Source organism: Rhodococcus sp. 15-649-2-2, from assembly GCF_002258645.1.
In the GTDB taxonomy this organism is placed as follows: Bacteria; Actinomycetota; Actinomycetes; order Mycobacteriales; family Mycobacteriaceae; genus Rhodococcoides.
Genome location: NZ_NPFM01000002.1, coordinates 157,063 through 182,459 on the forward strand (window position 1 = coordinate 157,063; position 25,397 = coordinate 182,459).

Annotated in this window: 27 protein-coding genes; 8 read left to right on the plus strand and 19 right to left on the minus strand. The window is 63.0% G+C overall.

From position 1 onward, the window contains the following. The first annotated feature begins 27 nt into the window (after positions 1-27). The 5 genes from CH305_RS01495 (at position 28) to CH305_RS01525 (ending at position 5,218) form a co-directional block, all read left to right on the plus strand. A complete protein-coding gene (locus CH305_RS01495) occupies positions 28-231 on the plus strand; it encodes a cold-shock protein (RefSeq protein WP_037192129.1) in 204 nt (67 codons plus the stop codon). Positions 232-410: 179 nt separating this feature from the next. After that, a complete protein-coding gene (locus CH305_RS01500) occupies positions 411-965 on the plus strand; it encodes a hypothetical protein (RefSeq protein ID WP_094702239.1) in 555 nt (184 codons plus the stop codon). Beyond that, the gene (locus tag CH305_RS01505; RefSeq protein WP_094702241.1) at positions 962-2,809 is read left to right on the plus strand and encodes a type IV secretory system conjugative DNA transfer family protein; all 1,848 of its coding nucleotides are present in this window, start codon (positions 962-964) and stop codon (positions 2,807-2,809) included. The genes CH305_RS01500 and CH305_RS01505 overlap by 4 nt, the downstream gene beginning before the upstream one ends. Continuing rightward, the gene (locus tag CH305_RS01510) at positions 2,806-3,432 is read left to right on the plus strand and encodes a DUF4913 domain-containing protein (RefSeq protein WP_094702244.1); all 627 of its coding nucleotides are present in this window, start codon (positions 2,806-2,808) and stop codon (positions 3,430-3,432) included. Before CH305_RS01505 ends, CH305_RS01510 begins: the two co-directional genes overlap by 4 nt. Before the next feature lie 1,606 nt (positions 3,433-5,038). After that, entirely contained in the window at positions 5,039-5,218 is a 180-nt protein-coding gene (locus CH305_RS01525; protein ID WP_094702250.1) for a hypothetical protein, read from the plus strand. Between the two features lie 11 nt (positions 5,219-5,229). On the opposite strand, the gene CH305_RS01530 is transcribed toward CH305_RS01525, so the two are convergent. Together CH305_RS01530 and mobF are read right to left on the minus strand one after the other, a co-directional pair. After that, positions 5,230-6,054 (minus strand): TIGR04255 family protein, encoded by an 825-nt coding sequence (locus CH305_RS01530; protein WP_179278144.1) that lies wholly within the window; start codon positions 6,052-6,054, stop codon positions 5,230-5,232. Positions 6,055-6,084: 30 nt separating this feature from the next. Further along, on the minus strand, positions 6,085-10,308 hold the full coding sequence (gene mobF / locus CH305_RS01535; protein ID WP_256983446.1) for a MobF family relaxase: 4,224 nt from the start codon (positions 10,306-10,308) through the stop codon (positions 6,085-6,087). Positions 10,309-10,636: 328 nt separating this feature from the next. Between mobF and CH305_RS01540 the strand changes: the two genes are divergently transcribed. Then, positions 10,637-11,152: a hypothetical protein gene (locus tag CH305_RS01540; RefSeq protein WP_094702381.1), complete on the plus strand. Its 516-nt coding sequence runs from the start codon at positions 10,637-10,639 to the stop codon at positions 11,150-11,152. An 838-nt stretch (positions 11,153-11,990) separates the two neighbouring features. On the opposite strand, the gene CH305_RS01550 is transcribed toward CH305_RS01540, so the two are convergent. Genes CH305_RS01550 through CH305_RS01570 form a run of 5 tightly spaced genes read right to left on the minus strand, consistent with a single transcriptional unit; the run spans position 11,991 to position 16,804 of the window. Then, the gene (locus tag CH305_RS01550) at positions 11,991-12,755 is read right to left on the minus strand and encodes an IclR family transcriptional regulator (protein WP_094702256.1); all 765 of its coding nucleotides are present in this window, start codon (positions 12,753-12,755) and stop codon (positions 11,991-11,993) included. A 56-nt stretch (positions 12,756-12,811) separates the two neighbouring features. Further along, complete coding sequence (locus CH305_RS01555; protein WP_094702258.1) at positions 12,812-13,813, minus strand: cyclase family protein; 1,002 nt, start codon at positions 13,811-13,813, stop codon at positions 12,812-12,814. Then, complete coding sequence (locus CH305_RS01560) at positions 13,810-14,106, minus strand: hypothetical protein (RefSeq protein ID WP_256983448.1); 297 nt, start codon at positions 14,104-14,106, stop codon at positions 13,810-13,812. Before CH305_RS01560 ends, CH305_RS01555 begins: the two co-directional genes overlap by 4 nt. Continuing rightward, positions 14,106-15,446, minus strand: a complete 1,341-nt coding sequence (locus CH305_RS01565; RefSeq protein WP_037192097.1) for a TRAP transporter large permease subunit — start codon at positions 15,444-15,446, stop codon at positions 14,106-14,108. Before CH305_RS01565 ends, CH305_RS01560 begins: the two co-directional genes overlap by 1 nt. Then, positions 15,443-16,804 (minus strand): DUF1932 domain-containing protein, encoded by a 1,362-nt coding sequence (locus tag CH305_RS01570; RefSeq protein WP_094702260.1) that lies wholly within the window; start codon positions 16,802-16,804, stop codon positions 15,443-15,445. The genes CH305_RS01565 and CH305_RS01570 overlap by 4 nt, the downstream gene beginning before the upstream one ends. Positions 16,805-17,339: 535 nt before the next feature. Here CH305_RS01570 and CH305_RS28870 point away from each other — a divergent pair. Continuing rightward, a complete protein-coding gene (locus tag CH305_RS28870) occupies positions 17,340-17,498 on the plus strand; it encodes a hypothetical protein (RefSeq protein WP_179278145.1) in 159 nt (52 codons plus the stop codon). Between the two features lie 435 nt (positions 17,499-17,933). After that, a complete protein-coding gene (locus CH305_RS01580; protein WP_094702262.1) occupies positions 17,934-18,302 on the plus strand; it encodes an Lsr2 family protein in 369 nt (122 codons plus the stop codon). Positions 18,303-18,340: 38 nt separating this feature from the next. On the opposite strand, the gene CH305_RS29325 is transcribed toward CH305_RS01580, so the two are convergent. The 12 genes from CH305_RS29325 to CH305_RS01630 form a co-directional block, all read right to left on the minus strand. Then, positions 18,341-18,466 (minus strand): hypothetical protein, encoded by a 126-nt coding sequence (locus CH305_RS29325; RefSeq protein WP_256983449.1) that lies wholly within the window; start codon positions 18,464-18,466, stop codon positions 18,341-18,343. Positions 18,467-18,520: 54 nt separating this feature from the next. Then, on the minus strand, positions 18,521-18,688 hold the full coding sequence (locus CH305_RS28875) for a hypothetical protein (RefSeq protein WP_155290214.1): 168 nt from the start codon (positions 18,686-18,688) through the stop codon (positions 18,521-18,523). After that, positions 18,685-19,023, minus strand: coding sequence for a hypothetical protein (locus CH305_RS01585; RefSeq protein ID WP_179278146.1), 339 nt, complete (start codon positions 19,021-19,023; stop codon positions 18,685-18,687). Before CH305_RS01585 ends, CH305_RS28875 begins: the two co-directional genes overlap by 4 nt. Positions 19,024-19,223: 200 nt before the next feature. Next, positions 19,224-19,559 carry a hypothetical protein gene (locus tag CH305_RS01590; RefSeq protein ID WP_094702264.1) on the minus strand — a complete coding sequence of 112 codons (336 nt, stop codon included), beginning with the start codon at positions 19,557-19,559 and terminating at the stop codon, positions 19,224-19,226. A 52-nt stretch (positions 19,560-19,611) separates the two neighbouring features. Then, positions 19,612-19,782, minus strand: coding sequence for a hypothetical protein (locus CH305_RS29330; protein ID WP_256983451.1), 171 nt, complete (start codon positions 19,780-19,782; stop codon positions 19,612-19,614). A 104-nt stretch (positions 19,783-19,886) separates the two neighbouring features. After that, positions 19,887-20,420 (minus strand): DnaB-like helicase N-terminal domain-containing protein, encoded by a 534-nt coding sequence (locus CH305_RS01600; RefSeq protein ID WP_094702268.1) that lies wholly within the window; start codon positions 20,418-20,420, stop codon positions 19,887-19,889. Between the two features lie 110 nt (positions 20,421-20,530). Beyond that, positions 20,531-20,836, minus strand: a complete 306-nt coding sequence (locus tag CH305_RS01605) for a hypothetical protein (protein ID WP_094702270.1) — start codon at positions 20,834-20,836, stop codon at positions 20,531-20,533. A 175-nt stretch (positions 20,837-21,011) separates the two neighbouring features. Continuing rightward, positions 21,012-21,578, minus strand: a complete 567-nt coding sequence (locus CH305_RS01610) for a hypothetical protein (RefSeq protein WP_094702272.1) — start codon at positions 21,576-21,578, stop codon at positions 21,012-21,014. Positions 21,579-22,018: 440 nt separating this feature from the next. Then, positions 22,019-22,891, minus strand: a complete 873-nt coding sequence (locus CH305_RS01615) for a DUF2637 domain-containing protein (RefSeq protein WP_094702274.1) — start codon at positions 22,889-22,891, stop codon at positions 22,019-22,021. After that, positions 22,888-23,238 (minus strand): hypothetical protein, encoded by a 351-nt coding sequence (locus CH305_RS01620; protein WP_094702276.1) that lies wholly within the window; start codon positions 23,236-23,238, stop codon positions 22,888-22,890. Before CH305_RS01620 ends, CH305_RS01615 begins: the two co-directional genes overlap by 4 nt. Further along, positions 23,238-24,026: a ParA family protein gene (locus CH305_RS01625; RefSeq protein ID WP_094702278.1), complete on the minus strand. Its 789-nt coding sequence runs from the start codon at positions 24,024-24,026 to the stop codon at positions 23,238-23,240. The genes CH305_RS01620 and CH305_RS01625 overlap by 1 nt, the downstream gene beginning before the upstream one ends. A gap of 1,169 nt (positions 24,027-25,195) precedes the next feature. After that, a complete protein-coding gene (locus CH305_RS01630) occupies positions 25,196-25,393 on the minus strand; it encodes an excisionase family DNA-binding protein (protein ID WP_094702383.1) in 198 nt (65 codons plus the stop codon). Positions 25,394-25,397: the final 4 nt, after the last annotated feature.

The following is a 25,397-nucleotide window of genomic DNA, read 5'->3' on the forward strand; positions in this document are numbered from 1 at the left end:
GACTTTGAGCACGAAGGGTAAGTGGTTATGGCGAACGGCACCGTGAAGTGGTTCAACGGGGAGAGGGGCTTCGGCGTCATCGAGCAGGAGGGTGGCGGATCCGACGTGTTCGTCCATTACTCCGAGATCGAGGGGCAAGGTTTTCGCAACCTGGATGAAGGTCAGCGCGTGGAATTCGAGATCGGTCAGGGCATCAAGCGCCCGCAAGCAACCGGCGTTCGCAGCCTCTGATAACGCGGAACACGCACCAGGGCAACCGCATCGACACCTGTTCGAGCAGGGAGGGGCGGTTCGCATCCCCCTCCGCTGCAGCACGATTCGCCGTCAGCCATGCCGCCGGCCTCGACTGGCCCGACATCACCGTCACCATCACCATCACTCCAGTCTCCGACGGCGCCGACGACGTCTGTGTGTCCGGTACCGCGGGCGAGATCGACTGCACGCTCGCCGCCATCCCGGCCTACAGCGCCGGCATCCGCACAGCGCGGATACCGGCACCGGGCTACCTGCGTGCCGCCGTCGACGAGGTCGCCCTGCCGATCCAGTGGCAGGGCGGCGTCGGCCCCGATGGCCGCGTGAGTGCTGAAGCCGGCGTCGATGTGCGTGTGCTCTCGACTCGGCCCGACCCGCTGCCGAACTCGACGCTCCCGCTCGGACAGTGGGCACCGGACCTCGCGCACGACCTCGCCCGCTCGATCACCGAGCGCAGTGGTCAACGCACCCCGGCCACCGCGACATACCTCCCCGACCAGGGGCTGTACGAGATAACCCATCCCGTCCCGATCTCCGATACCGACGCCGCCGCGGTGGCCCGGTACATCCGGATCACCCGACTACGAGCCAACCTCGCCGCCCTCGACCCGGTGGCCGACGCGGACTGCGCTGTCGGTCTCGCCGCCGAGCTGCATGTGCTCGAAAGCTATTCCCGCCGTGTCCCTTCCACCAACGACAGGACAGTTCGATGAGTGCGATGCAATCCCCTCCCCGTAGGCCCAGCGATCCGTTCGTTCCGTCCGAGGTCTGGGTCGGTGCCGCTCTGATCGTTGGGCTGGTGTTCGCTGTCGCCGGCGGCGGCATGGTCTCCTCGCTGGTCTCGGGCACGGTGATCGCGATGCCCACCAGCCTCGCTGAGCTGTTCTCGATCTTCCGCGGACTGGTCACGAACCCGTCGGACCCCGCGGCCGCGTGGCCGGCGACCGCGCAGCCGGGCCCGGCGTGGGTGACCTGGGTGTGCATTCTGGTGCTCGGTGCGCTGTATACCGCTGTGGCCCTGTGGATCAACTCCGAGATCGACGACTGGCAGCACCACCGCGATCAGGCGCAACGTGGATTCGCTGGCCGACGTGAACTCACCCGAGCAGGCATCGACGAGAAGAGTGTCCGCACCGCTGCCGTCGCCACCCGTTCGTCGTTGAAGGGCACGCGGGCCTCGAGACTTGATTCGAGCGAGGTCGCGATCGCGTTGGGCCGCAACATGGTCGACCCCGACAGGGTCGTCTACATCAAACAGAACGACTGCATGCTCGTCGAGGGCGTCACCGGCTCGGGTAAGACCTGGCGCGTAGCGTATCAGCGTTCCATGGACGCACCCGGTCCACTGCTGGTGACCTCGACGAAAGTAGACCTGATCTCGGCAACGTACGAGCACCGCGCCGCGCTCGGGCGGGTATCGATCTTCGATCCGGACAACATCACCGGATGGCCCGATCCGATCCGCTGGTCGATCCTCTCCGGTTGCCAGGATCCGGACGTGGCGATCCGCCGCGCACAGAGCTTGGTGTCGGCAATACCGATGGGAGACACCAAGAACGGCGGCTACTGGGAGGACAAGGCAGTAGTGCTGCTGCGCTGCTACCTGCACGCCGCCGCGATCAGCGGCGCGGACCTGGCCACGCTGCGCGTATGGGTGAACTCGCGTAAAGGCCGCGAACCACGCGAGATCTTGATGCGGACGACGCCCGGCTGGGAAGCCGAACTAGGCCAGATCCTCGACTCGGGATCGGATTCCTCCGACGACATGATCGGCGCGGCCAGCAGACTCCTCGCCCCGCTCGCCTCCCCCGCATTGCTCAAGGCGATCGATGTACCGATGCGCGAGTCGTTCGACATCAACGAGTTCATTCGATCCGGCGCGGACACGCTGTATCTGGTGTCGAAGGGCAAGGACAATTCTGCGGCACCGTTCATCGCGGCCCTGGCCAGCGAAGTGCACTACCTCGCCGATCGCCACTCGCAGTCCTTGCCCGGTGGCCGATTCGATCCCCCGATCCGGTTCGAGCTCGACGAAGTCAACAACGTCGCCCCGATCCCGGGCCTGCCGGATCTGATGTCGGACTCGGGCGGCCGAGGCATCACCATCCACGCCTACGCCCACAACGAAGAGCAGAACAAGCTCCGCTGGGGCGCCGTCGCCGGCAAGATGTTCGCCGACAACTCCCCCGCGCGCCTGATCCTGCCCGGCCTCAAAGGCGATGAGCTGCGGGCGATCTCGAAGATGCTCGGCGACCGATACGAGTGGCAGCCCTCCGGCAACGCCCAGTCCGGCCCGACGCTACGAGAGGTACCGGTGATGTCGCCGGCGCAGATCCGCCAGATGGACCCCGACCAAGGCCTGCTGATCTACCGGACCGCGCCGCCGATCCTGGTGCACCTGCCGACGGTGTGGGACGAGAAACCATCACGTGCCGCGGTGCTGCAATCCCAAAAGGTGTTCGACGAGATCGTGGCATCGGGCACCGCACCTCGTGCCGAGGCCGAGTCCGGCGCGGTGGTGCTCGACAAGGTCGGTGACGGGACGACGCTGTCGTGACCGCACCGCAGGCCGAGCAAGAAGAATTGGTGCCGTCACGGTTCACCTGGCGCTACCTCGACGCCGAACAGGCGCGGGCCCTGTGGTCGGAGCTGATCGACTGGACCACGTGGCTGCGTGAGCGCTACGAGCTCGGCACCAAGATCCCGCCGTGCTGGTACCGCCACGATCCCGTCGTCGAGGAACTGAGCGCCCTGATGGCGGCGTGGACCGATGCCTACTATCGCGGTGACGGGTACCGGGACGACCTCACCGCCTGGCACACCCAATGGTTTCGGCCGCTCTTGGCGCGTATCCGTGACATCTCGGACTTCGACAGTTGCACCCACAATCGGTGCGCACACCGCCCGTTGCCGTCGGCCACGCTCGCCGGCGTCGAGGAGTTCGTCGACGCCATCGTCGACGCCCGCCCCGAACCATCGCCGACCCCGCCGGCACCGGTCGTCGACGTCACCGCGGCCGAGGAAGTGCGCACCATCTCCGCCGACGACATGGACATGGCCATCGACTCCGGCCTCGCCGAACCGCTCGACCCCGCCGATCCCGCCAGCCCGATATTCTTCGAGAACCAACATTGGACCTTTAACGCTCGGATGAAGAGTTGGACACCTCGTTGGAATTGACCTTCAACCCTAGATGTGCGATCCATACCGTCGAGATGAACGCCCATCCCATCGGGCCCATGGACTTCACCACTAGACATCGATGAGACCCTCAGCCCGCGAATTCGCTTAGCTCGTACCAGTTTCCGATACATCGGCCCCGTCGTTGGGGTCGATTCCGTCGAACTCCATAGGCGGCCGAAAGTCTTGGTCTGCACCCGAAGCTGTTTTCGGCTCTCCGGTCGTCGTGCCAACTCCTCCTGCGCCGTCATCGTTGCCACCTTTAGGGTCGGCGGCGCTGGGTCGATGCGGGAGTGGACCTGGGGTTGATTCCTGTTGAGTGAGGTCTTCTGGTTCGTGTTTCGCGCGGTCACGAGCCTTTCGCGTTTCCTTGGTCTCTCTTCGTACAATCGTCCGAGCAGCGCTCCGATTGCTAATATTCTGCAGGTCTTCCCTGCATGTATGCGTTCGCTTCTTTCGTCCCGCCAGCTCGCGCGGCCTACTTAATACCTCATCGAAAGCTACTGCCTCTTCCGCGAGCAGCTGAGCACTTCGCAGCCTCTCGCCGTCAACAGAAGCGGGCAATTCGCCAAGCAACTCATCGCACCATTCCTCGTGCAATTCAGCCTCAATAAACACGTGTGCATTGCTGAGCATGAACGACTCATGCTCAGCAACATACTGCGTCTGCCGCCATGTACGCCTCTGCAACAGCGCCGCTATGCCTGACTCAGACAGACAGGCTTTCCTCGAAAAGACCTCCAACTTGGCGCTCGGAACACGACCTGCTAAGTCGAGCGCAGCGTAGAACTCATTTCCCTCCGTCAAACCCATACCTGCCAAACCCGGTAGCGGGAGCTTGGTTTTGTGCAAGTTCCAAGCACTTCCGGGAACCGGAGTACCTTGCAGAATCCTCACAACCTCGACTCGAGGCTTCAGAACCGGGCCGTCGCGCATGGCGCACGGATGCGATACAACCATCGCCAACTCGGACCCGTGGCTCTCAGTTTCGTCGACGCCAGGGATGGGTCCAAGGTGGAAGACGTCTCCCGTCAAGATGGGCCGGTTGGGGTTCAGCTCCTCTGGCCCTTTCGCAAGCCACAGGTCCTCGTCTCGGCGAGGTGCCCATAAATCAACCACGCTATGTCCTATGGATCGAGACGGACCCGTCGACTTCAACCACCAGGTCGTGTTCGACCCTAGCCGCAGTCGACCGAAGAGTCGGGTCCAGGAAGTCTAAAAGCATGTGGGGGTCCATCCCTGCCTGCGCTGCGTACTCCAAAAGCGCTACCGGAGCATCGTCGTAGCGGGCGTACAACCATCGAGGGGTGATGTAGAAGTCCCTGGGCAGAACAGGCGTATCCATCCACGCTGCAACGTCGTCGATTGCGTACTGCGACAATGTGTCAAAAAATGCGCTCAGCTGGTTTAATCGAGCTCTGTTCGGCCCAGATACGCCGCCTGATTTGCGCCATTTCCTGAGTGCGGGAACACTGATTTGCAGTAAGTCAGCAATTGATGCCCATCCAAACCCCCGGTCGTCGGACAACGACGAAAGCAACTCGATCGCAGACTTTCTCGACTTTGTATTAGAACGTGCCCGCAAAGACGTTGCGAAGGCCTCGCGGTGAGTCCCGGTGATGTCTTCACTGAGGTGACCGACCTGATCGCGAAGTGTCCCGGCCACGTCTACGGCATTCTGGGCGGTTCCCGCAAGATCCTGGTTCCAGTCGAAATCCGACGCACTAGGATCTGGCTCGGACGTCGAATCATCGGCGGATACCAGATCATCACGGTCCAACTTTGAATGGCGCGACATCAATTCTCCTCTCCGATATTTTCAAATGAACTAGCAACTGACTCTCCCGGAACACGTCGATGGTATCCTTCATACAAGTCAGTTACGCATGCCTTGAATATCCCATCGATAGGCGCCTGCAGCTCTTTGAGCACATGATCCACTGTCACCTGGTCGGCTGAAAGTGAGCGTTCGGAGTAGCTGTCAATATCAATCATGAAAACTCCACCGGGAGACTTTCGGGGCCGCGTCCGGAGTCTGGCCGGACTTATACGAAGAGCAGGACTGGGAAGCGCACCGTAATTCAGATTGATCTCATGCTCATCACTTAGAGAAAACTGTAAACGACCTGACAGTCGGCGAAAGTCAGGAGAATTACCAAAGAGCTCTAGGGGAGCGAGCAACGGCTCGGCAATCATACCTTTCCACTGTCGAGGATCTCTGCCTGACCAGGGCAGAGAAATTTCGTCCACAGTCCTGAAACCAACTCGACGCAGCGAAGCTACGGTTCCAACCTCCTCCAATGCGACTACAACCTGAGACACAAAATCCCGGAAGCGGTCGTGCCCGTCGTACAGACCCACCTCCAGTCGGATCAATTCAGGCCGAATGCTGACGGCTCTACTGCGATCTCGGTCGAGGAATTCAGCAGTCCTCGTCGTGTACCTCGCAGACGCGACTTGTGAACCAGCAGCAGAACCTGACCAGTTGGCATCGGGCAGGAAGTACTCCACCCCCGCAAACAGCGCCTCGGCCGTACGCTCGAACGCATCCGGACTTAAAACTTCGTCAAATCGCGCCTCGAAAGCCGCGAGGACCAGAGGAAGCGGCTTCCCGACCCTCACCACCTCACAACTCCACCCATCTAGTTCGAGCTAAACCGCTACACATACTGACACTGTAACCGAAGCCGCAACCTCCAGTGCCCGCAGACAGGTGCGCACTACCCATGCACCTCGGGTCGCAAACAGGACGCGTGCAAGGTGGTCCAGACAATGGCGTCGCAACGCATTTAGCTCGGTGGCGATGTTGGGGCGGAAGTACGGGTCGTGGGTCTCAGATGCGTAGCCCATGGGTCGGTCCGGGTCGTCGGGCTTGTTGTTGGCGAAGTTGTTCGCGGCGTTCGGCTTTACGTTGCTCGGCGAGGCAGCGTTGTTCGGCCGCCCGCTGCTCCGCGGCCTCTCGGCGTGCCCGGTCGGTGTCGACGATCGGATCGGGTGTCGCGGGTTGCGGGGTCGGTGCCGACTGCGGTCCGGGGCCTGCGTGTGCGGGCACCTGAGCGGGCGCGATGACTGTCTTGATGCGGGCGTTGACCTGATCCCACGCGCGAGCCGCTTCCCGTGTTCGGGTCGATCGCCGATGAGAGTGCGGTCGGTGTCGATGCCGAACTGTTCTCGGTAGGCCCCGACTTGGCCGGCGGTTATCTGCCAGTGCAGTCGGGCACCGCCGGAGTCGGGAACCTCGCCGAGGTGGCGGGTCCAGGCAGGTTGTTCGTCGACGGCGTTCTGCCCGAGCTCGCGGGTGCGTTCGGCGATCTCGGTGTATCGGCGGCGGCTCCAGGCGACGAGTTCGGGGGCGATTCCCTCGCGGTCCTGCATCGGCGGCAGCACCCAGCTCGGGGCACTGTGGTCGCGTGCCTCTCGGCCGAGGGGCCAACGCCGTTCGGCGTCGTCGAGCAGATCCGCTGCACTCGGGTCGGGGTCGGTGACACCGCGCCGCAGTTCCACGATCGCGGCTTGGGGGTCTTTGCCGGCGCGTTCGGCATTGCGTAGGTGCGCGGCGAGGTCTGGCCACGCCCCGTCGTCGCCGAGGATGGTCTCGGCGTGCTCACCGAATTGGGTGCGCAGCGTCGGTTCGATGCTCTGCGCCCACGCGTGCATCTCGTCCGCACCGTTCTCGATGTGCTTCTCGAGTCGCCAGTGCATCACGGCGGAGACGGAGTCGGCGCTGGCAAGTTCGCGCTCCGAGCGGGCGGAGGCGAGGGTCGGGGCGGCGTCGAGCCCGAGCTGCTCGGCGCGGCGGTACTGGTGGACGAAGGTGTCCCATTCGGCTTCGGCGATCATCGTGTTAGCCAACTCCGGACCCATGTTCTCGCGGACGATCGCTTCGATACGGTGCGCGTCGATGAGTTCGCCCGCGTACTCGTATCCGCCGACGTTGTAGTCGAGCTTGCGGTGCGCGACGGCGGCGTCGCGCTGCTCTTCGGTCGCCGAGACGTCAGAGCCGTCGCGGCCGATGATGGTCCGCACGACTTCGTCGGCGATCTTCTTGTCCGGATGCACGTGGATCAGGTGCGGGTCGACGATCCGGTCGATGGGCACGTACAGCTGGTTTCCGTCACGGCCGCGTGTGAGGGCGACGTAGAGAGCTTGCCGGTTCATGGTGTCGTCGACGAGGACGTGGACCTGGTCGACGGTCATCCCTTGCGACCGGTGGATGGTGGCGGCATAGCCGAGCTCGCAATACTCCTTGACGTAGTCGGCCGGCAGGCGGATGCTCCCGCCGTGTTCGAGGTGGCGCACGGTCAGCGACCCGTCGCGGTGCGCGGTCTTGACCGTCCACAGGTCGCCGTTGCGCACTCGTTCACCTCGTGTGCCGGTGACGCGCAGGCTGGTGCCGTTGCGGCGGGTGACGATGCGGTCCCCTGCGCTGGCGCGCAGTCCGTCGGAGAGGTCGTTGCCGCCTTTCTTGACCAGTCCCTTGGCGAGTCGTTCGGTGCGGGCCCGGTCGTTGAGATCGCGGACGGCGTGGTTGCTGCTGGCGATCATCAGCGACGTCGTGTCGGTGTCCGAGGTCTTCGCCCAGGCGGTGAAGACCTTTTCAGCGAGGTCATCGGCCATGCCGTGTTGGACGCGGTCTTTCGCGGCGTACCAGGCGGCGACGGAGGTATCACCGTCGCGCAGTCGCAGCGAGATCTCGGCTTCTTCCTTGTCGCGGAAGCGGTGGACGTCGACCAGTTCCGGTGCCGCGCTCGATCGGGCGACCAGGCGCAGTGCACCTCCGGTGTCGACGGCGGCGAGCTGCTGCGGGTCGCCGAGCAGTCGGACCACTGCGCCGTGCTCGGCGGCGATGTGGGTCAGCCGGTCCAGATCGTGTGTCGAGGCCATGCCTGCTTCGTCGACGAGGATCATCGCGCCCGGGGTGATGCCGGTGTCGAGTTCGTTCTCGTAGCGGGTGAGGACGTCGGCGATGGTGCGGCCGGTGACACCGAGTTCGTCGCCCAGGACGCCGGCGGCTTTCGCGGACGGTCCGAGGGCGATCACGTCGTATCCGGTACTGCGCCAGGCGTCGACGACGACGCGCATGGCGGTGGTCTTGCCGGTGCCGGCCGGGCCGACACCGGCGGCCAGGAGGGCACCGGAGAACAGGAAGTGCTCGACGAGTGCTTTCTTGTCCGCGCCGAGGTCCCAGCCTTTGCGTTGGGTGTGCGCGGCGAGGGCGGCGGTGTAGGCGTGGGCGGGTGCCATGACTGCGGTCGGGGTGTGGGCGGCACCGACGAGGCGGTGTTCGGCGGCGAGGATCGCTGCGCTGGTGTAGGTTTCGTTGCCGTGCACGGTCAGGATCGACGCACCGTCGCTGCGCTGCAACGCTGCCGGGGTCGCGTCCACCTGCCGGGTCAATCGAATCGACTCTTTGCCGAGCGCGGCTTCGGTGACCTTCTCGGCGGCCGCGTCCCGCTCGGCGGCGGTGGCGAACACCAGTGGCCGTAGTTGTCGTTGGACTTCGGCTTGGATGTGCCAGCGGTTCCAGCTCGAGCGTTGCTGTGCGATGCGTGCGACTGCGGTGCGGGCGATCTCGCGGTGGTCGGTCGAGGCGGCATCGGTGACGGTGATTGTGTTCCCCGTGCTCGTCTTCAGTGCGGAGTTCAGGGCGCGTCGGCCGACGACGTCGAGTGCACGTTCGCGCCATTCCGCGCGTTGGGCACCGAGCGCTTTCGGGGGTGCTTTCTCGTTGCGCGTCTCCAGGGTCGCTTGGTCGGCGAGGCGCATCTGCATCGAGGTCGAGGGGTCTTTGCCGTTGGTCTTGCGGTAGTCCGAGACGAGCTTTTCCAGGCGTGACTCGATGGCGTCGCGGCGGGAGAACTCGCTGAGCAGTGCGGTGGGGATGTCCTCGATTTCGCGGACGGCGCGTTTGTTGATTCCGGTGCCGGGTCGGTCGGCGAACACGGTGCCCAGCTCGCGGGTGACGTACTCCTCGATGAGGGTGTTGTAGCGCTCGGATGCGGCGACGGCGAGCTTGTGCAGCACGCGCCCGTCGAGGCTGCGCCATTTGCCGTCGACGCCTTGCACTTTGGTGGAGATCGCAACATGGGTGTGCAGGTTCGGGTCACCGTTGCGGTTGTCGCGGTGATCGAACCGGGTGTACATCAGGCCGGTCGATTCGATCTGTCCGACACCGGCTTTGCCGACGCGGGTGTAGGAGGCGTTGTCCTCGACCCAGCCGATGGCATCGCTGACCGCGGCGCTGTGTGCGTGCTCGATCGCGACACGGGTGTCGTCGTCGCCCAGCCCCCAGAGAACGGACACCGATTTCTGTGGAGTGAACACGCAGTCGTAGCCGGCGACGGGTTGGCGTTCGCGGCGTTGCTGCGAGGCGATGTAGCGGACGAGCTCTGCTTCGCTGGCCGGTGATCGGCCGACTTCGCGGTGGAACTCGTCGGCTCCGACGCGGTAGCGGATCTGCTGGCACCGCTCCGCGGTGAGCGGCTTTCCGCTTGCGGCGCGGTCGTTGTCGATCTCGGTGCGGATGCGTTTCATCAGCGGCACCTCGTTGCGGAAGCTCGCGAACTTGCGGCCGAGCCGCACGCTCTCGATCGCCGCATTCGCCTTCGTACCGTCGACGACGGCGGCCTCGATCAACGCCTGGGCTTCCGGGTGCAGGCCCTCACCGAACAGCGCCTTCATCTGGTCCTCGCGGACGTACCCGGACATGCCAAGTTCGGCCGAGGCCCGCCCTCCCCAGATGCCCGGTTCGGTGCCTTCGGCGGCGTAATAGTCGGTGAGGTCTTGGCCGCGTTCGAGGCGAATGTCGGCGCTGGCCACCTCGCGGGTGAGGTAGGTGTAGCCGTCGCCCGCGTGCAGCGCGTGGACAGTCATCATCGTGGGCACCGACGCCGGCGAGCGGGTATGCAACTAGATCTCACGGGTCGACCTCGCTCGAATTCTGCTCTCGAATCACGCGGCACAGTCGCGATGGTACCCAGATTCCGCCCATGGACACTAATAGTGCAAGAGGTGTGTGGCGTTTAGTTTGGCATTTCGCGAAGTAATACAGGAAGTTTGAATTCAATAGTATCTAGATTTCGGACGAATTAGAACGTGCATGGACGATGAGGGACGAAAGCTGTAGCAGGACCGATCAATCAGGGCGACTGTGGGCGCGTATGACCCTTTCGCCGGCCAGCATTTTGGCGGTAGCCTGTCCAGCATGACTCCCTCGAACGGTGGACCGGTCAGCGCTCGGGAACGGGCTCGGCGGGCGAATGCGAAGCGATTATCGGACGCACAGTTGCGTTTGAAGAATCAGGAGCAGGACTTGATTTCGTATTTCGATGCCACCCGCGACGAACAAAAGATCAACGACGATGTGACCACAAAGATCGAGCGGTTGCGGCGGGACGCAGAAGCCAAACTGGATGCGGCTCGTGAGCGGCGCGCCGAAGCACTGGCCGAACTCAAGAAGCGTGGCGAAACGTACGCGACTATTGCAGCGTTGGTGGATCTTTCGGTGCCGGAAGCGACGCGCTTGGTGAAGTCGACGATGGCGTCACGTGCGACCGGCAGGCCCGATGTTCGTTCGGCAGAAGAGGATGACTCGGGTGGCTCAAGCAGCACGGAGGGGAGTTTCGAGAGCCCTAGGGCTTCCACATCAACTGCGTCTGCAGAGCCTTCGGTAGATGGAGACGCGGGGGCGGACGGAGAGGGCGCGCGCAGTATCGCCTAACCAACGAGCAGAGCTAGCGCCGCAGGCTTCACTACCGCACACATCGAAGGTTCTAACTCACTGCAGCACAACGGTAGTTCGAAAACGCATTGGGAACGCACGCCCACTGCACATGGTTACGGCGAAATAACTATGTCGTTGGATTGGTGTTGAATCCGGCTCGAGGTAGGAGGTGAACGATTGTGATCGCACTTGTTGCCATCGGCTTGATTGTCGTAGGGGCGCTATGGCTCGCTGGGAACTCCGAGACTGGTTGGCGATTCGCTCCTCTGAGGGCAACGGGAGTCATCGCCGGCGGCGTGTTTCGCATCTGCGTGATTGGTGCGTCAATCGTGTTTGCATTCGTCGTCGCTGCCGTCGTCGGCGCGTTGCGCAGCATCTTCCGCCCTGGCCAGTGACACCCGCATCTTCATGCCCTCGGGCGCAGCAGCGGAAACCTTTTCAAACCCAGACGGTACGACCCGCCGGTTGATGCGTGTGTGCAACCAGTCGGCGCAGCTCAGCGCCCGATCGTCACCCGAATCAGAAACCCATTACCAATGATAGCGGGCCGAGGGGAAACGTCACACCCAAGCAGTCATTGGCCTGGCCCGCGCCGAGCGAATGTCCTGTGGGCAGTGCTTCGCGACGAAGACCATACGTGTCGGCCTCTGGTTTTGAGAAGGTGACTGCTGCGTAGAGAACTTCGAGTTCATCATTGCGGGTCGACGCTCGGCCGATTCGTTGTTGAATTTCGGGCCCCAACTACGTCGTTATTAGACGAAGCGGCCGAGGCTGGGGTGGATGGCAAAGATGCGCCGCCGATTAGAGCTCTCTTGACGTCGGTGCGCCGCTGTCGTCATCGGCTGGTTGGGACGCGCGCTCCCAATATTGCTGCTGCTCGGCGGACTTCGGCCACGACCTTGGTGCGGGTGCCCTCGCCGAACGACTCCGCCGGGCCTGTCACACCGAGAACGGCGGCCAGGGCGCCGTCCTGAGCGTGTACCGGTGCGGTGACCGATGCAATCCCGAACAGTCGTTCGCTGATGGAGAAGGCGTATCCATCTTGGTGGATCTGCTCGAGTTGACCCCGAAAGTCGGCTTTGGTCAGGACGCTCCCGTCGGCATGCGCGATCTCGCCGACCCCGGCCATGGCGTCGTCTATCTCCGAACCGCTCATTTCGGCGAGGATCGTCTTGCCCGCCCCACCGAGATGAAGCGGGAGTCGCTCGCCTACAGGGAGGACGTAGCTCAGCGGATGATCGCTCTCCACACGTGCGATGAGCACTCGGCTGTGCTCGACACGCACGTAGATCGACGCGGTGAACCCGGTGTTGGCGGCGAGCTGTTGCAGGATCGGCTGGGCGAGCACGCTCAGCGGGTTGGTCACCATGAATGCGTGTGCCACGGCGAGGGCAGCGGGACCAGCGGTGTACCCATCTGCCGATCGTGCTGCAAAGCCTCGCTCCATCAACACCCCGAGGATGCGTTGCACCGTGGCGACATGCAGATCGGCCAGACGGGCAAGTTCGCTCAGCCGAAGGGGTTGCTTGGCCGACTGAAGAACCGTAAGGACATCGAATGCGCGGTCGAGAGATCGCATGTTGCCTGCCGGCGCTGCCATAGTCGTCCTCTCGAAAAATCGCTCAAGAGAACTTATCACCGTGCGATAAACAAACGTCAGCGTAGGGCAGCCGCGTTGCACGGTGATCCGACACCGCCGACGATCGGTAACGGTTTAACAGTGACCATGGCCTCCCACGTTCCGGTGGCGCGGCTGTCTGCCACCAGATCGGTGAGGTTCCACAGCTCGCCCAGTGGAACACCGAGTTTCCCGATCAACTCCTGGTGCATCATTCCCTTGTCCTCAGGTGCCGAGTCCAGGAACGGGCTGCCCTCGAGCACCGGCAGTACTTCCACGGCGAACGTGTCGGTGGCGAACAGTGCGATCTTGTTGTCCCACAACCACTCAAGTAACGCCGGGTGTTGCGCGAAACCGGTCGCGCGCCGCCCCTCGCGGACCGAGTTCTGCTCTTCACTGGTCGCGTTCAAGTACCACCGAGCCCAACCGGTATGAACGAGGATCAGATCTCCCGGTAGGACGTCCACATGCTGTCGACGGGCGGCGTCGTCGAGTATGTGCGCGTCAAGTGCCGGTCCCTTGAGGTGGTCGAGGGGTGTGCCGTCCTCGATCATTATCCCTTCGATGTCGAGGACCAATCCGCGCCCGACGATCGGATTGTCTGCCCACGCCTGCACTCCCAAGCGTGGTGCGCCGACCACGATAGCTGCGTCGTCGACCCCGTCGTAAAAGCCGTGACCGGAGACCCTGCGGTGACGAAGACCGTCGAGGTGGCTGCTCGTCTGCAGAAAGAAGCGGTCCAGGACGTCGTCACGAGATTGTTCGTGGGCGCTGAGGATAGTGTGCGTCGGGGCGGACCGTAAACGCGCCATCGGCGGATCGAACGCTCCCACCGCATAGTCGAGACTGAAACAGTCTCCGCGAGTGACGATCCGGGCCGCCTCCACGATGTGCGCAGGGCCGGCGAAATTGGCGGTGCCCCGATCGGGATCATCGAACAAACCCCAGCTTGATCCGGCCGGTGCAGCGTCGGTGCGCGTCACCAGGTCTGCATACGGGGACCCCGTATGCAAACCCGGTGCCACATATCGATCGGTCATGCGTGTTCCGCAGTTGCCGTGCGAGCAGGATCCTCCGTCGACGACGATTCGTCGTCGGGTCGGTGAAAGTACGACAGTGCGAACGCGAGCAGCCCGGCAACGCCGGCGGACCCGTATGCCCATGGGGCGAGCAATTCCTCGATGTGCGTGACGAACTCGCCGTTACCGGCAATGAGTCCGCCGCCCTGAAGGACGACGATGGCCAGTCCCCCGAGCAGGAAGGCCACCACGCTGACCCTGAAGATCGTCGAGATGCATTTTTCGAGCATGGACTTTCCTTTCGTAGTGGTCATCAGCTGACTGGCAGGAGCCCGAGAGCAATGAGAACTCCAACGCCGAGAATCGGGATGCAGTAGTACTTCAACAACGGCACGAACATCTTTGCCGGGTCGACGCGTGCGATACCTGCGGCAACGTAGATCGGGGCTCCAGACGGGGGCGACGCGCCCTCGGTGGATGCGAAGACCAGGACGGCTGCGGCCGCAACCGGTGCGGGTATCCCGACACCGACCAGTGCAGCGACGGCGACGCCGCCGACGGCAGCCATCGTGGCCGATGCGGTGAGCGGGATGGCGATGACAACGATGATGACGCCGACCAGAATGGCCATCAGCCAAGCGGGTGCGCTGAGGTTAGCCAGCATGGTGGTCAGCTGCTCGGGAAGCCCGAGATCGCCGAGGACGTTCGAGGCGGAGAACGCTGCCACGATCGTGACACCGATGACGCCGAACTGAGGTGCTGTGTCGCCGAGAATCTTCCACCATCCTCGACCGGTCTTCGGCAGATGACGACGGCCGAGGAAGAACACCAGAAGAATCATCAGAACCGGGATCCAGGTGATGAGGCTGAGTGCGCTGGACATCACGAGATCGGTGTATTCGGCGATGGGAACCGCAATCGGACCGCGGGTGAGCAACAACGGAATAATGATCGGAACGAAGAGCAGCAGTGACGTCCATCCGGCGCGCAGACTCTTGCGAGCGGGAATGCGGTCTTCCTCGGCTATGGGCTGCAGACCGTTCTTGCGGACCAGATAGTAGTTCAGCGCCAATCGGTAACCCAGGCACCACAATCCGGCCAAAGCAAGGGGAAGGATGATCTCATCGGGTTCCATCAAACCGGTGACGGTGGTGGAGCCGACGAGGATGAACATGGTCGCACTGAAGGGGAAAGTCACACCCATTCCCGCGCAGCCTGCGACGACGGTGGCGGACAGTTCGCCGCTGACGCCGGATCGCTTCATCCACGGCACCGTGACGGATCCGACTGCGGCGGTGACGGATGCACCGACGTGTGCGATGGCACCGAACATGCCACCCGCCACCGTCGAGGTATAGATCGGTCCGCCGCGCAGGCGGCCGAAGAAGGTGTTCAGGATGTCGATGAGGCGGTCGAGTACCGGGGTCTTTGCCAGCACGAAGCTCATGAAGATGAAGGCGAGTCCGGCGAAGGTGACCTCTTCCTGCATCGAGTCGAGGAATCCGTGCCACATGTATTCGGGTGCGCTCCGGCCGGCGAACGCACCGACTACCAGGAACCCGACGATCATCGCCTCGCCGATGTTTCGTTTGAGCACCGCGTTCCAGAAGATGATGGCGACGATGAACGACACCAGCGCCCAGATGGCGATCATGACGCGGTCCTGGCTGCGATGATCGCGGCGCGGCGTTGCGCTTCGTCGGCCTCGACGGCGCGGCCACCGGCCAGGCTGCCGAAGGCTTCGGCGGCGGGGACGATGATGACGCCGTCGTCATCGGCGACGACGAGATCACCGGGGTTGCAGACGACTCCTCCGACCGCGACGGGGATGTCGTTGTAGCCGGGGCCGTCCTTGTACGGGCCCGCCGGATTGACCGCCCGGGCCCAGACTCCGAAGCCGATCTCCTTGAGTACATCGATGTCGCGCGCAGCGCCGTCGATGACCATGCCGACACATCCACGGGACCGGGCGCGCTCGGCGAGCAGTTCGCCCATCAGGGCACGGTTGAGGTCGCCATGTCCGTTGATGACGATCACCTCACCGGGGAGCACCTTCGCCACGGCCGCTTGCAGGGCCTTGTTGTCTCCCGCTCGCGTCCATACCGTACGCGCTCGCCCGACGGTACGGGCACCTTTCCACATCGCATGAATGCCCGAGTCGACCATTCCCATTCGTTGGCGTGCATCGCCGATGTTCGCAACCGGAAGCCCCGAGTAGGCGCCGGCGAGTTCGCCGGTGTCGCGTCCGTCGGCGTCGGCCAATGAAGCGTGCAGTTCCGCGGCGGCCGCGGCGAGAACCGGCCGAACACCGAGCTCGTCGAGCAATTCAACCGATGCTGCGGCTTCCACCGCGCGACGGGCGGCGTGCTTGCGGGTTCCGTCGTGCAGTCGATCGAGGGCATCGAAGCCATCCGACAGTTCGGCGGCGATCTGGCCGCGTACCCACTGTTCGGCACCGGCCGCAGCACCGGCTTCGGTGGATTCGACGATCAGCGCTCCGAGGCCCTTCATGAAGCTGCTACGCAACAACTTTCGCCGTGACGCATCGCCGGGCGCACCGCCGATGTCTTCGACCGGAGCATCCAGCGCGCGAAAGTGCTTTGCCGCGGTGCCAGAGCCCGAACCGCTGACGACCAGTGCAGTGCGGGCCCCGTGCGCCGGGACGGAACCGACGACGGCGACGTCGGCGAACGCGACGCCGACGGTGGCCGATACCGCTGCGGCCACGTCATTTTTCACGGCAGCGGATGCGGAGTTCATGTCCGCGTACGTCGTTCCCGCGCTCAGGTGCGGGGCCGCTGCCGTCGCGGCCTGCACGGCCACCTTTGAGCTGGTCAGGCTCAGAACCAGGTCTGCACCGGCCACCGCGTCCGATACGTCGTCGAAACGGACGACGTCCGACGGTGTGGCGGTATCGGCGGGGTCGAAACCTGTTACCTCCCAACCGATTGCCGCAAAGCCCGACGAGTAGAGGGTGCCGGCTTCGCCGAGTCCCAGGATGGCTACCTTCATGTCTTCCTCTCATAGAGTGATAATTACTATCACTTGATGCTGTAATGGTGGTCACAGCAGAGGGCTGATGTCAAGTAGGTCGCATAGACGGCTCCCGCGATGCAGGGCGCTACTCGTCCAGTTCATCGCGCTCCGAATAAGTCACCTGGCACGCGAGGGGTCCGTTGCGGATAGGTGGCTCATCGGCCGACGTTGCAAACTTCACCAAATGAAGTCCGGACCAAAATGCGTCGCCACCCGGCGACATGAAAGCACCGGTACGCGGCGGTTCGGCAACAATCATTCGACCGTAGGACTGAAACAAGAATTCGGCGACGCCACTGATTGCGCAGGCCAGTGCGTATTTCACACGAAGCCGGGCCTCGAATCCTTGGTGCGCGGCCCTCTTCGACGTGGGGTGACGGGATTCACCAACGCGCCTGTCGGCAGGTGGCCGCTCGCAGCGGCTGACGGCTGACACCCGGGGTGTCGGGATCGAACGCCGTGCAGTCGTAAAACGACAGTGCTGCCGGTTGCACCACCTACGGGTGTTGTCGTGCGCGATGCGTCCGAGTACACCTTCGGCTTCTTCGATGAGCATTGGAAGCTCTCCTGCGATGGCGAGCGCGAGACCTTGCGTGGCCTAACGCTTCGCGTGCGGATGTCCAGCGGCGGCATTCGCGGCCGCGCCTATGAGATTCTGATGGCCTGGTAATCGTCCACGACAGGGGTACCTTCCAAAGGATCGGACCAGACATCCCCGCTCGACATGACGAAGGTGGTCAGTCAACCCCGAAGAGGGAGCCTGCGACCGCGGGTGGATTGGTCGGGGTCCCCTGCATGTCAAACTCGGAGGACTCGTACGACCAACCTGGTGACCGTAGGGGCGGCTCAGAAGGGGACGTGCGAGCGTGGTCATACGGTCGAATACCGTTGCAAGGCAATGATTATAGTCTGCTCGACAACTTCGCGATGCGACGGAGGCGGCACTGCCGCGGCACGTGTCAGGTCGAGTGCGGAGCATCGAATCCGAACGTGCGGCGGCTCGATCGATTGTGTCGATGCCGAATGCAGGTCTTGGCGCTGGTTACGATCATCAGTACGGATGCGGTCGCGCATTGCAAATGTATCAACGAAAGGTTCTCCGACTGTGGCCAAAAAAGTGACAACCCAATTGGTGGACGATATCGACGGGACGGTCATCGGCGACGAATCCGGCGAGACGATCGAATTCGTAATCAACGGCGTCGAGTACTCGATCGACCTGAAGGCGAAGAACGCGAACGACTTTCACAAGAAGCTCGACTACTACGTCGGACACGCGACGCGAGTCGGTGGCCGCAAGCGCAAGCCCTCCCCCGCTGCCGCGTCGGCCACGACAGCGGCCGGCGGATCGGGCAAGCGTGATCCCGAGCAGACGCGGGCGATCCGGCAGTGGGCGTTCGACCAGGGCTACGAAATCAGCGAACGCGGCCGCATCCCGGCCGACATCGAAGAGGCGTACAACGCCGCACACTGACGGGCGGCGAGCCGCCTCGTCTACGTGAGGGGGCGGCTTCATGTTCCCTCTGCTGCCCGGGCTCTGGCAGGACGGAGCGCAGTGGAGTTCGATTCGCCTGCCGCCCGCATGGCGGCCAGTCGGTCTTCGTAGTCGATGGCGTCGATTCCCGATGTGCGCGACATGACGAAGGCCCGTCCCCAGGTTTGAGGGCAGGCCTTGTCAGGTAGATGGGGTTGTCAGTCAGTCGGCGGCTTGGTGTCTTTGCCTGCGGCGACGTCGCGTAGCCACTGTGGGACTGGATCGTTGTCGTACTCGCGGAGCTTGATCGAGGCTCCTGCGGCTGCGGCGCGGACCTTCCGGCGTTGCTCGGGGGTCCATGCCCGGCGTGGTTCGGTGGTGGTCATGGGCGCTCCTCGCGGGGTGTTGTAGGTCCATTGTCGCTGTTGTCGCCGGTTTCCGCTAGGTCGTCGCTGCTGGGCGCAATACCTCGGTCGGCAATTGCTCGGAGTGTGCGACGATCGGTCTTGGCAATGAAGGGCGTTGCGGCGACGGTACCGAACACGGTCCAGCCGAGCGCAACTTCGTCCGGGTTGTCGCTGACGGTGCGTTCGAGGCACCAGGTGATTCGTTGCCAGGATTGGGAGCGGTTGTCCGCTCGGGTGCGTTGGTTGACGGTTCCGGCGACGCCGACGACGGCGAACACGCCGACTATGAGGGTGATCCAGGCTTGTGCGGGCACGGCCGGGTTCCTTTCGTGTGGTGGGTTCGAATCGCTGCACGCTGCGCAGCACCCCCAACAACTCGTCGAAGTTTCGGCAAGCGGCCGATCTTGCGGCGTGGGCGGGACGTTGCTTTCTGCATTGGTGCGCACCGCTTCAGCGTCGTGGCGTTGACGCAGGTTTGTATCCGGTCTGCAACGGTCGATCGATACCGTGCAGGTCAGATCACTAGGTCATGGGCCCACTCGTAAACCCAGCGAGGCAACTTGGGTGCATCGAACGGTGCGACGGCGAAATTCGATTCGCTGCGAACTGCGCACTCGGGGATCGCATCGACGGTGCGGGAGCCGAAGGATCGAGCGGCGACGATCCACTGTCCGCGGTGATTCAATCGGACAGCGGTCGACATTGTGCATCGCCCACCGGAGTATCCGGCGGTGAGCTTGTGGCATTCCCATTCGACGTGCTGGTTCTGTCCGAAAAAGTGCGTCAGCGTCTCGGCGAAGGATGGCCCGTAGAGGGAGCCTCGGTCGGTGTCGATGCGGATGAAGTTCATGGCATAGGCCTTTTCGAGTCATGGCGGCAATGCGAGGTGTGCGTGAAAAATTTCAGAACAGGGGAATTTGGTTCCGCGCCGCGAGACTGTCGCGGAACTCTCGGAACTTGCCCAGAAGGTCTGACGCGACTGCCTCGGTGTAACCGAGGGACAGCGCAACGTCACTGAGTGCGTTGCCGGCGGCCAACGCATCATCTATCTCACGCCCGGCAGCGAGGTCCACGACTTCGTCTGTGTCGAGATGCGCGACATCTGCGGCGGCCAACCGGACAGAAGCGAGGGCAGCTCGACGCCGCTCATCGCCCGACTCTGTCTCTCCCCGCGCCGTCACTGTGTGCTGCCGCTGCGGAAGGCGTTCAGGCGGTTCGTCGCTTCACGTTGCGCCATTCCAATTTCGACGAGCTGGTCGAACAGAAATTCTTCCGGCGCTTCCTCGGCGAGCTGCTGAATTCTAATCCCAGCGTCGAAAAAACTACGTCGGTAACTTTCTGACAGGACCATGCCGGCGTAGTCGGTTGCCGATGCTCCGCATGCGTTCGCTGCGGTGACGTCGGTCAGTGTTCGACGCAGCCGTGCACCGCGGTGTCCACTGGCACCTGACCGGACGAGGACGCCCAGAACACTCGCGGGGTCGTGTGGGAGGTTGTCGATGATGAGCTCCTGCACGATGCCGTACAGCTCGCGATAGACGGGATCATGGAAATCGTTAGCCTGCAATGTCGCTGCGATGCGGGCGGCCTCGTCGGTGTCCTGCAACCACATCATTGCGCAGATCGCCAGTGCTTCCGGTGCCGTCTCCGGATGGTCCGTCAGATCAGCGTGATCGTCGTCGGCGGGTTCGACTGCTCTCAACGGGGTCATCTGTTCACCTCGTTTCTTTTTGCGGGGTCAGTTGTGGGAGAACTGGATTCGGTATTCCGGTGGCGCTTTGCTCGGTCCTGCCGAGTTCATCGTCATCGCAGAAATGTGGATCAGATGTAGAGAAGGTTCGGTGGCGCAGAGCCGTCGAACTGCTCGAGGCTGTCGAGGACGGCGTTGTAGTTCTCGGGCCTGCAGCTTCCGAGTCCGATGATGAGGGCACAGGTTCCGTCGAGTGTGACGAGATAGGACGGCGGGCTGCCGTTGTCGGACGATGCGTGCTCGCGCGCGTCGAGGAGGGCGATACGGACGGCATCGGCGGCGGCGCGTTTCGCAACCTGGAGATTGGGTTCTGCTCCGGTTGCGGCCAGAATCTCCGGGTTGTCCTCAGGGTGTGTGGTGACTGTCCAGGTGATCATCGTTGGTTCCTTGTCGCTCGTGCCGGCCAGCTGCTTCTAATCGAGCGTCACACGAGGTCCGTAACAAAGCGTTCGCTGCGGAGACCAATCCAGCGAGGGTGTGGACAACTGTCGTGTCGAGTCAGCCTGTGGATAAACGACGTTCGGCCCCGGGGTTGGGGCCGAACGTGTGGTACTAGACGTCGTCGAAGACATCGAGGAGTTTGGCGGGGTCGCGGCGGTAGCGGCTGCCGTCGAGAAATACTCCGACGGCAGCACGGTGAACGCGTCGGAGTTCGGCCATCAACGTGTCGTACCCGATGCGGTCGGTGATGCGCCAAGTCACAGGTCCCATGTGCAGGTCTACCCAGTGGATGGTGCGACGTTGTTCGGAGCTGTAGCGGTGGTGCGGCACTGCGGTGTGTTCGGGGCTATCGAGCCACAGGACAGAGATCGCGGCGGCCCCGAATTCTGCGCCTGGTTGCGCGGGGTGAGGGGCTTGTCCATCGGCTCCGGCGAGTGCGGCCCGGACGGTGGCAAATCCAGTGATGACTGCGGATACTGTTTCGGCGCTGCGGAAGGTCATCATGACGTGACCTAGTGCGACGATCATCTGCGCTTCGTCGGTGGCTGCGGAGGTAGCGGTGATAGTGGCCTGTTGGGGTCCGGAGACCAGGACGGTTGTGTGGGTGACGATTCCGGTGGTCCGGGCGTTGTGTGCGGCGGTGGTCCGTCGTCCTGTGCTGGAAGTATTCTGCGGCACGTCGGGCTCTCTTTCTGTTGCGGAACCGGCTCCCCCGGCCCTTTCGCTCTTCCAATTTCTTTCGCCGTCATCTGGCGCGAAGGAGAGAAGGCGGCGCACTGGACCGGCGTCCTGGCGCTGATCCGGAAAGTTTTCAGCCGCAGGCGCTTTGAAAAGTTTTCGGAGCCCATCGGGCCGGAGCGACGCGGAGTCAGGGTTGGGTAAGACGGGTCAGGGTGTTGCATGCTCGACCGGAGCCAGATGTGCGAAAGAAATTGTTCTTTCTGTAGTGCGGAGCGCAGCGGAGCTCAATCCGGAGACCGCCGAAGGTGGTCCCTGGGCAGCGCGTGTTTTGACGCGCGCCGAACCGTCCGAGGTGACCACCTCACAGCCATCAATAGCGTGGGGCGACTGTGCGGGAGCGACGGAAAGTAACAAAGCTCTGTGCCGCGGCAGCACCCCTAGTCCGCAAACATGTGATCACGCTCGCTGGATGGCGGGGTATCGAAATCCGATTGCCCGTCATGGTGGCCCTCGACGATCCCTGCAGTGACTTCTTCCCACTTCCGATATCGGCGCATCGCGGTCGATGCAACGGAGCCGTCCGTTTCTCTACCGATTCGTGCCCACGACCATTCGCGGTGGGCGTGTCGAAGCCGCGCTGTTTCCGCAACTTCCGGTGTGAGGCCGTCTGGAGGTCGCCGATAAAAATCCGACGCGTCGGCCTGTTCTCCTCGCGAGCCGTCTTCGCCCTCTGGATCATCCCCGCTCAGGCCATGGTCTTTGTGGCTGAGCTCGGTATTCGTCCGATCCGGCTCTTCTGCTGCAGCACGCGCGAACTCCGCCCCTACGGTCCCGCGGGGCGCACGAAGGATCACAGCCAGCACTTCCGTCATAGCAAGGAGTGCAATAGGTGCAATGGTGGCAATACCCGCCGACACCACGGCCGGAAGCACCGTCGCGCTCAACACCGCGTGGTACGAGTTACCCGCAATCGATGCCGAGGCGGCAACACGCAAGATCGTGACGACGAAGCGACGGCCCTTGATCGTGCGGCTGTCCGTGTGATTGGACAGCGCAATGGCTGTCACAGTTGTCGAGACGATTGCGCCGTCCAACACCGTCGGAATCACCCACGCCTCGCCGGGACCTATCCCAGCCATCACCGCGAGATCACGCAGCACAGCGAAACTGAGCCAGAAGGACGCCCCGGCGATGCCAACTGTCAGCGCAACGGCTGTTGCGAGAGCCCACTGCAAAATCGCTGGATGCAGCGCAACGACGTCTGACGGCTTCGTTGTCAACGGGGTTGCCGCGGAGTGTGATCGGCTCATCGGATTCTCGGTCCTCGTGCGAGAGGGCCAGTTCGTTGCGGGAACGGCAACCCGTCGTTGAACCTGTTGCGCAACAACTCCAAGTAGTCTTCGATTGCCGCATTGACAAGATCCGACGGGCCCCGTGGCGCGCCGGGCGTAGCGGACAACGCTTCGGCTGCGTTGAGAAGATCTTCGACGGTGGACTGGTACAGGTAGTACGACCGCTTCTGTTTCGCGTCGTCCGGTGACGGTTGCGCACCGGTCTCGGCCGACACAACGGTCTCGGGTGGCCGCTGCGCATGCTCCGGCGGATCGACCGGGCTCGACCCGGCGAGTGCGCTCTTCATACGTTCGGGCCGGGCCATCACAGGTGGCCCTTCGTGAGCAGCGCAAGAGTGTCGCGATAGATCGTCGACAGGCTGCGCGATTGTGTGGTCCCCCAGTCAACCAGGCTGGTTTGGGCCTCCATCGAGTCTTTGATGACAACACGCTTGGGAACGGCATCGCCGAGGATGTTGATGCTTGCGGCGATCTCGATCAATTGCTCTCGACCGCTGATCGTCGCGATCTCGTGAAGGTTGACGATCGCGCCGAGCATGTCGAGGTCCGGGTTGTAGCTGCGCTTGACTGCATCGATGGTGCGCAGCAATCGCGCGAGTCCATTAGCTGAGAACAGCGCGGACTGAGTCACGACGACGGCTGCGCGCGCTGCAACGAGGGCGTTGATGGTCAGCAGATCGAGGCTAGGTGGGCAATCGATGAGGATCACGTCGTACACGCCTCGTACGCCGTCGATTGCGTCGCGAAGCCGCCGTTCTCGGCCGGCACCGGCGACGACCAATTGATCGCGGACATAGGCGAGGGACTCGTTTCCCGGCGACGTGGGTACCAGGTCTACGCCGGGCCAGATGGTGGGGACGACAGCATCTGCGATGGTCGCGTTTGACGACTCGGCGAGAACGTCGGCAACTCCGACATCGTCGCTCTCGAGCTCGGTTCTGGTCAGGACTGTGCTGGCGTTGCCTTGCGGATCCACGTCGATAACGAGTGCTCGCTTCCCTGTTTGGGCAACGGCGTAGGCGAGGTGAAAGACGGTGGTGGTCTTGCCCACTCCGCCTTTCTGGTTGCAGAACGCAAAGATGTCAGCGGGCATGGTGGGTCTCACTTTCCATGGATGAATGGGACGAACTGGGGATATAGCGGGAATGGGATATCAAGCAGGCCTAGGAACCGAAGGATGAGTCGCACCCTGTAGAGGTGTTGGATGTATTGCAGATAATGGGCTCGATGCGTGAGCCACGTGCCATAAGCGAAAGGCGCGCCATAGAGGCATGAGAAGCGTTTGCTGTCAATACATCCCGAGCATGACTCCCATCCCTTTCGGGTATCGCCGGCGTAACCACCGCAGGACGCATGACATCCATCGCCAGCGAGTCATCTGAGGCACTCTTTACGGGTAATTCAGGTATGGCACTCGCGGGGAACGCCGCCGTACCGCTCGCGGGAGCGGCCTGCACCGGCGGGCTGCTGCGATCGTGTCCAGAAAACCAAGTGTGTTGCCCTGGTTGCATCTTCGAGGATTTTGCGTACACAACGGAAACGAGCAAGAGCGCGGCAAGGATTGAAAAATCGAGGTCTGAATGACGGTTCGCGATGCCGGGCAACCTATTAATGTCAGCATTGCAGATGGGTCGAGAGCTCAACTGGTACCTCCCTAGTGGTGTCGCATGAAAGACAAGGGACTTCGTTCGTTCCCTCCGGACCCCCCATGGCCCCTGAGCCAATTTCCGCACCCACGTTGTCCGCTCCACGCCCGATAGCCCCGCGCCTCGATGGGCGCGCGGCTAATCGGTATCGCCACCCGTTCGATGATCAGTCGAGCTGGTGGTGCCTCGGGGCCGGTCTCCGAGGATTTACAAAGGGTGCACAGGCCGGCGGCAGGCTGGTTGTTCGTCGGGCTCTGCCAAAAAACGACGCTGCGACAGCGACTGCGGGCGGAGTTCAACGGCACGCCGGACCCCGCAGGGGTACGGCGTGACGCAGACAATCGCGTAAACAGCGCGTACGCAGATGGATTCACCTAGACATGGGTGAATCGAGCCTCCACTCATCCCCGCTCGACGTCGACAACATGTCGAAGCAGAGTGAGGGCAAGAGTGCGGCAAAACGCCTTGTGAGGCGCGTCAGGACCGATTAGTATCCGTGGGTGAAACTCCTTCCTGCAAGGTGGGGATTTCGAGGACGCCCTCGGCACCGGTGCTCGTAACACCGGAACTCGCCGAGGGCGTCTCTAGTTCGTACGGGTCTGCAGTGAGAGTCATGTCAGGCAACGCCCGAGCTGACGCGTGCCGCCTCCTCCAGTCCGACGATGTATTCGTCAATGGCCGTGTCGGGAATCAGTCGGCGCTTACCGACCTTGACACTGCGAATCTCACCGGACGCAAGCTTGTTGAACAGGTTGGAGCGTCCGAGACCCGTCCGAGCCATCGCGTCCTGGACCGAATACAACCGTCGAGACATGGTG

Bases quoted from the DNA above. Each gene is read 5' to 3' on its own strand.
- CH305_RS01495 (WP_037192129.1), top strand. From the start codon at position 28: ATGGCGAACGGCACCGTGAAGTGGTTCAACGGGGAGAGGGGCTTCGGC.
- CH305_RS01505 (WP_094702241.1), top strand. From the start codon at position 962: ATGAGTGCGATGCAATCCCCTCCCCGTAGGCCCAGCGATCCGTTCGTT.
- mobF (WP_256983446.1), bottom strand. From the start codon at position 10,308: ATGATGACTGTCCACGCGCTGCACGCGGGCGACGGCTACACCTACCTC.
- CH305_RS01540 (WP_094702381.1), top strand. From the start codon at position 10,637: ATGACTCCCTCGAACGGTGGACCGGTCAGCGCTCGGGAACGGGCTCGG.
- CH305_RS01550 (WP_094702256.1), bottom strand. From the start codon at position 12,755: ATGGCAGCGCCGGCAGGCAACATGCGATCTCTCGACCGCGCATTCGAT.
- CH305_RS01555 (WP_094702258.1), bottom strand. From the start codon at position 13,813: ATGACCGATCGATATGTGGCACCGGGTTTGCATACGGGGTCCCCGTAT.
- CH305_RS01560 (WP_256983448.1), bottom strand. From the start codon at position 14,106: ATGACCACTACGAAAGGAAAGTCCATGCTCGAAAAATGCATCTCGACG.
- CH305_RS01565 (WP_037192097.1), bottom strand. From the start codon at position 15,446: ATGATCGCCATCTGGGCGCTGGTGTCGTTCATCGTCGCCATCATCTTC.
- CH305_RS01570 (WP_094702260.1), bottom strand. From the start codon at position 16,804: ATGAAGGTAGCCATCCTGGGACTCGGCGAAGCCGGCACCCTCTACTCG.
- CH305_RS29325 (WP_256983449.1), bottom strand. From the start codon at position 18,466: ATGTCGCGCACATCGGGAATCGACGCCATCGACTACGAAGACCGACTG.
- CH305_RS28875 (WP_155290214.1), bottom strand. From the start codon at position 18,688: ATGACCACCACCGAACCACGCCGGGCATGGACCCCCGAGCAACGCCGG.
- CH305_RS01590 (WP_094702264.1), bottom strand. From the start codon at position 19,559: ATGAACTTCATCCGCATCGACACCGACCGAGGCTCCCTCTACGGGCCA.
- CH305_RS01600 (WP_094702268.1), bottom strand. From the start codon at position 20,420: ATGACCCCGTTGAGAGCAGTCGAACCCGCCGACGACGATCACGCTGAT.
- CH305_RS01605 (WP_094702270.1), bottom strand. From the start codon at position 20,836: ATGATCACCTGGACAGTCACCACACACCCTGAGGACAACCCGGAGATT.
- CH305_RS01615 (WP_094702274.1), bottom strand. From the start codon at position 22,891: ATGAGCCGATCACACTCCGCGGCAACCCCGTTGACAACGAAGCCGTCA.
- CH305_RS01620 (WP_094702276.1), bottom strand. From the start codon at position 23,238: ATGGCCCGGCCCGAACGTATGAAGAGCGCACTCGCCGGGTCGAGCCCG.
- CH305_RS01625 (WP_094702278.1), bottom strand. From the start codon at position 24,026: ATGCCCGCTGACATCTTTGCGTTCTGCAACCAGAAAGGCGGAGTGGGC.
- CH305_RS01630 (WP_094702383.1), bottom strand. From the start codon at position 25,393: ATGTCTCGACGGTTGTATTCGGTCCAGGACGCGATGGCTCGGACGGGT.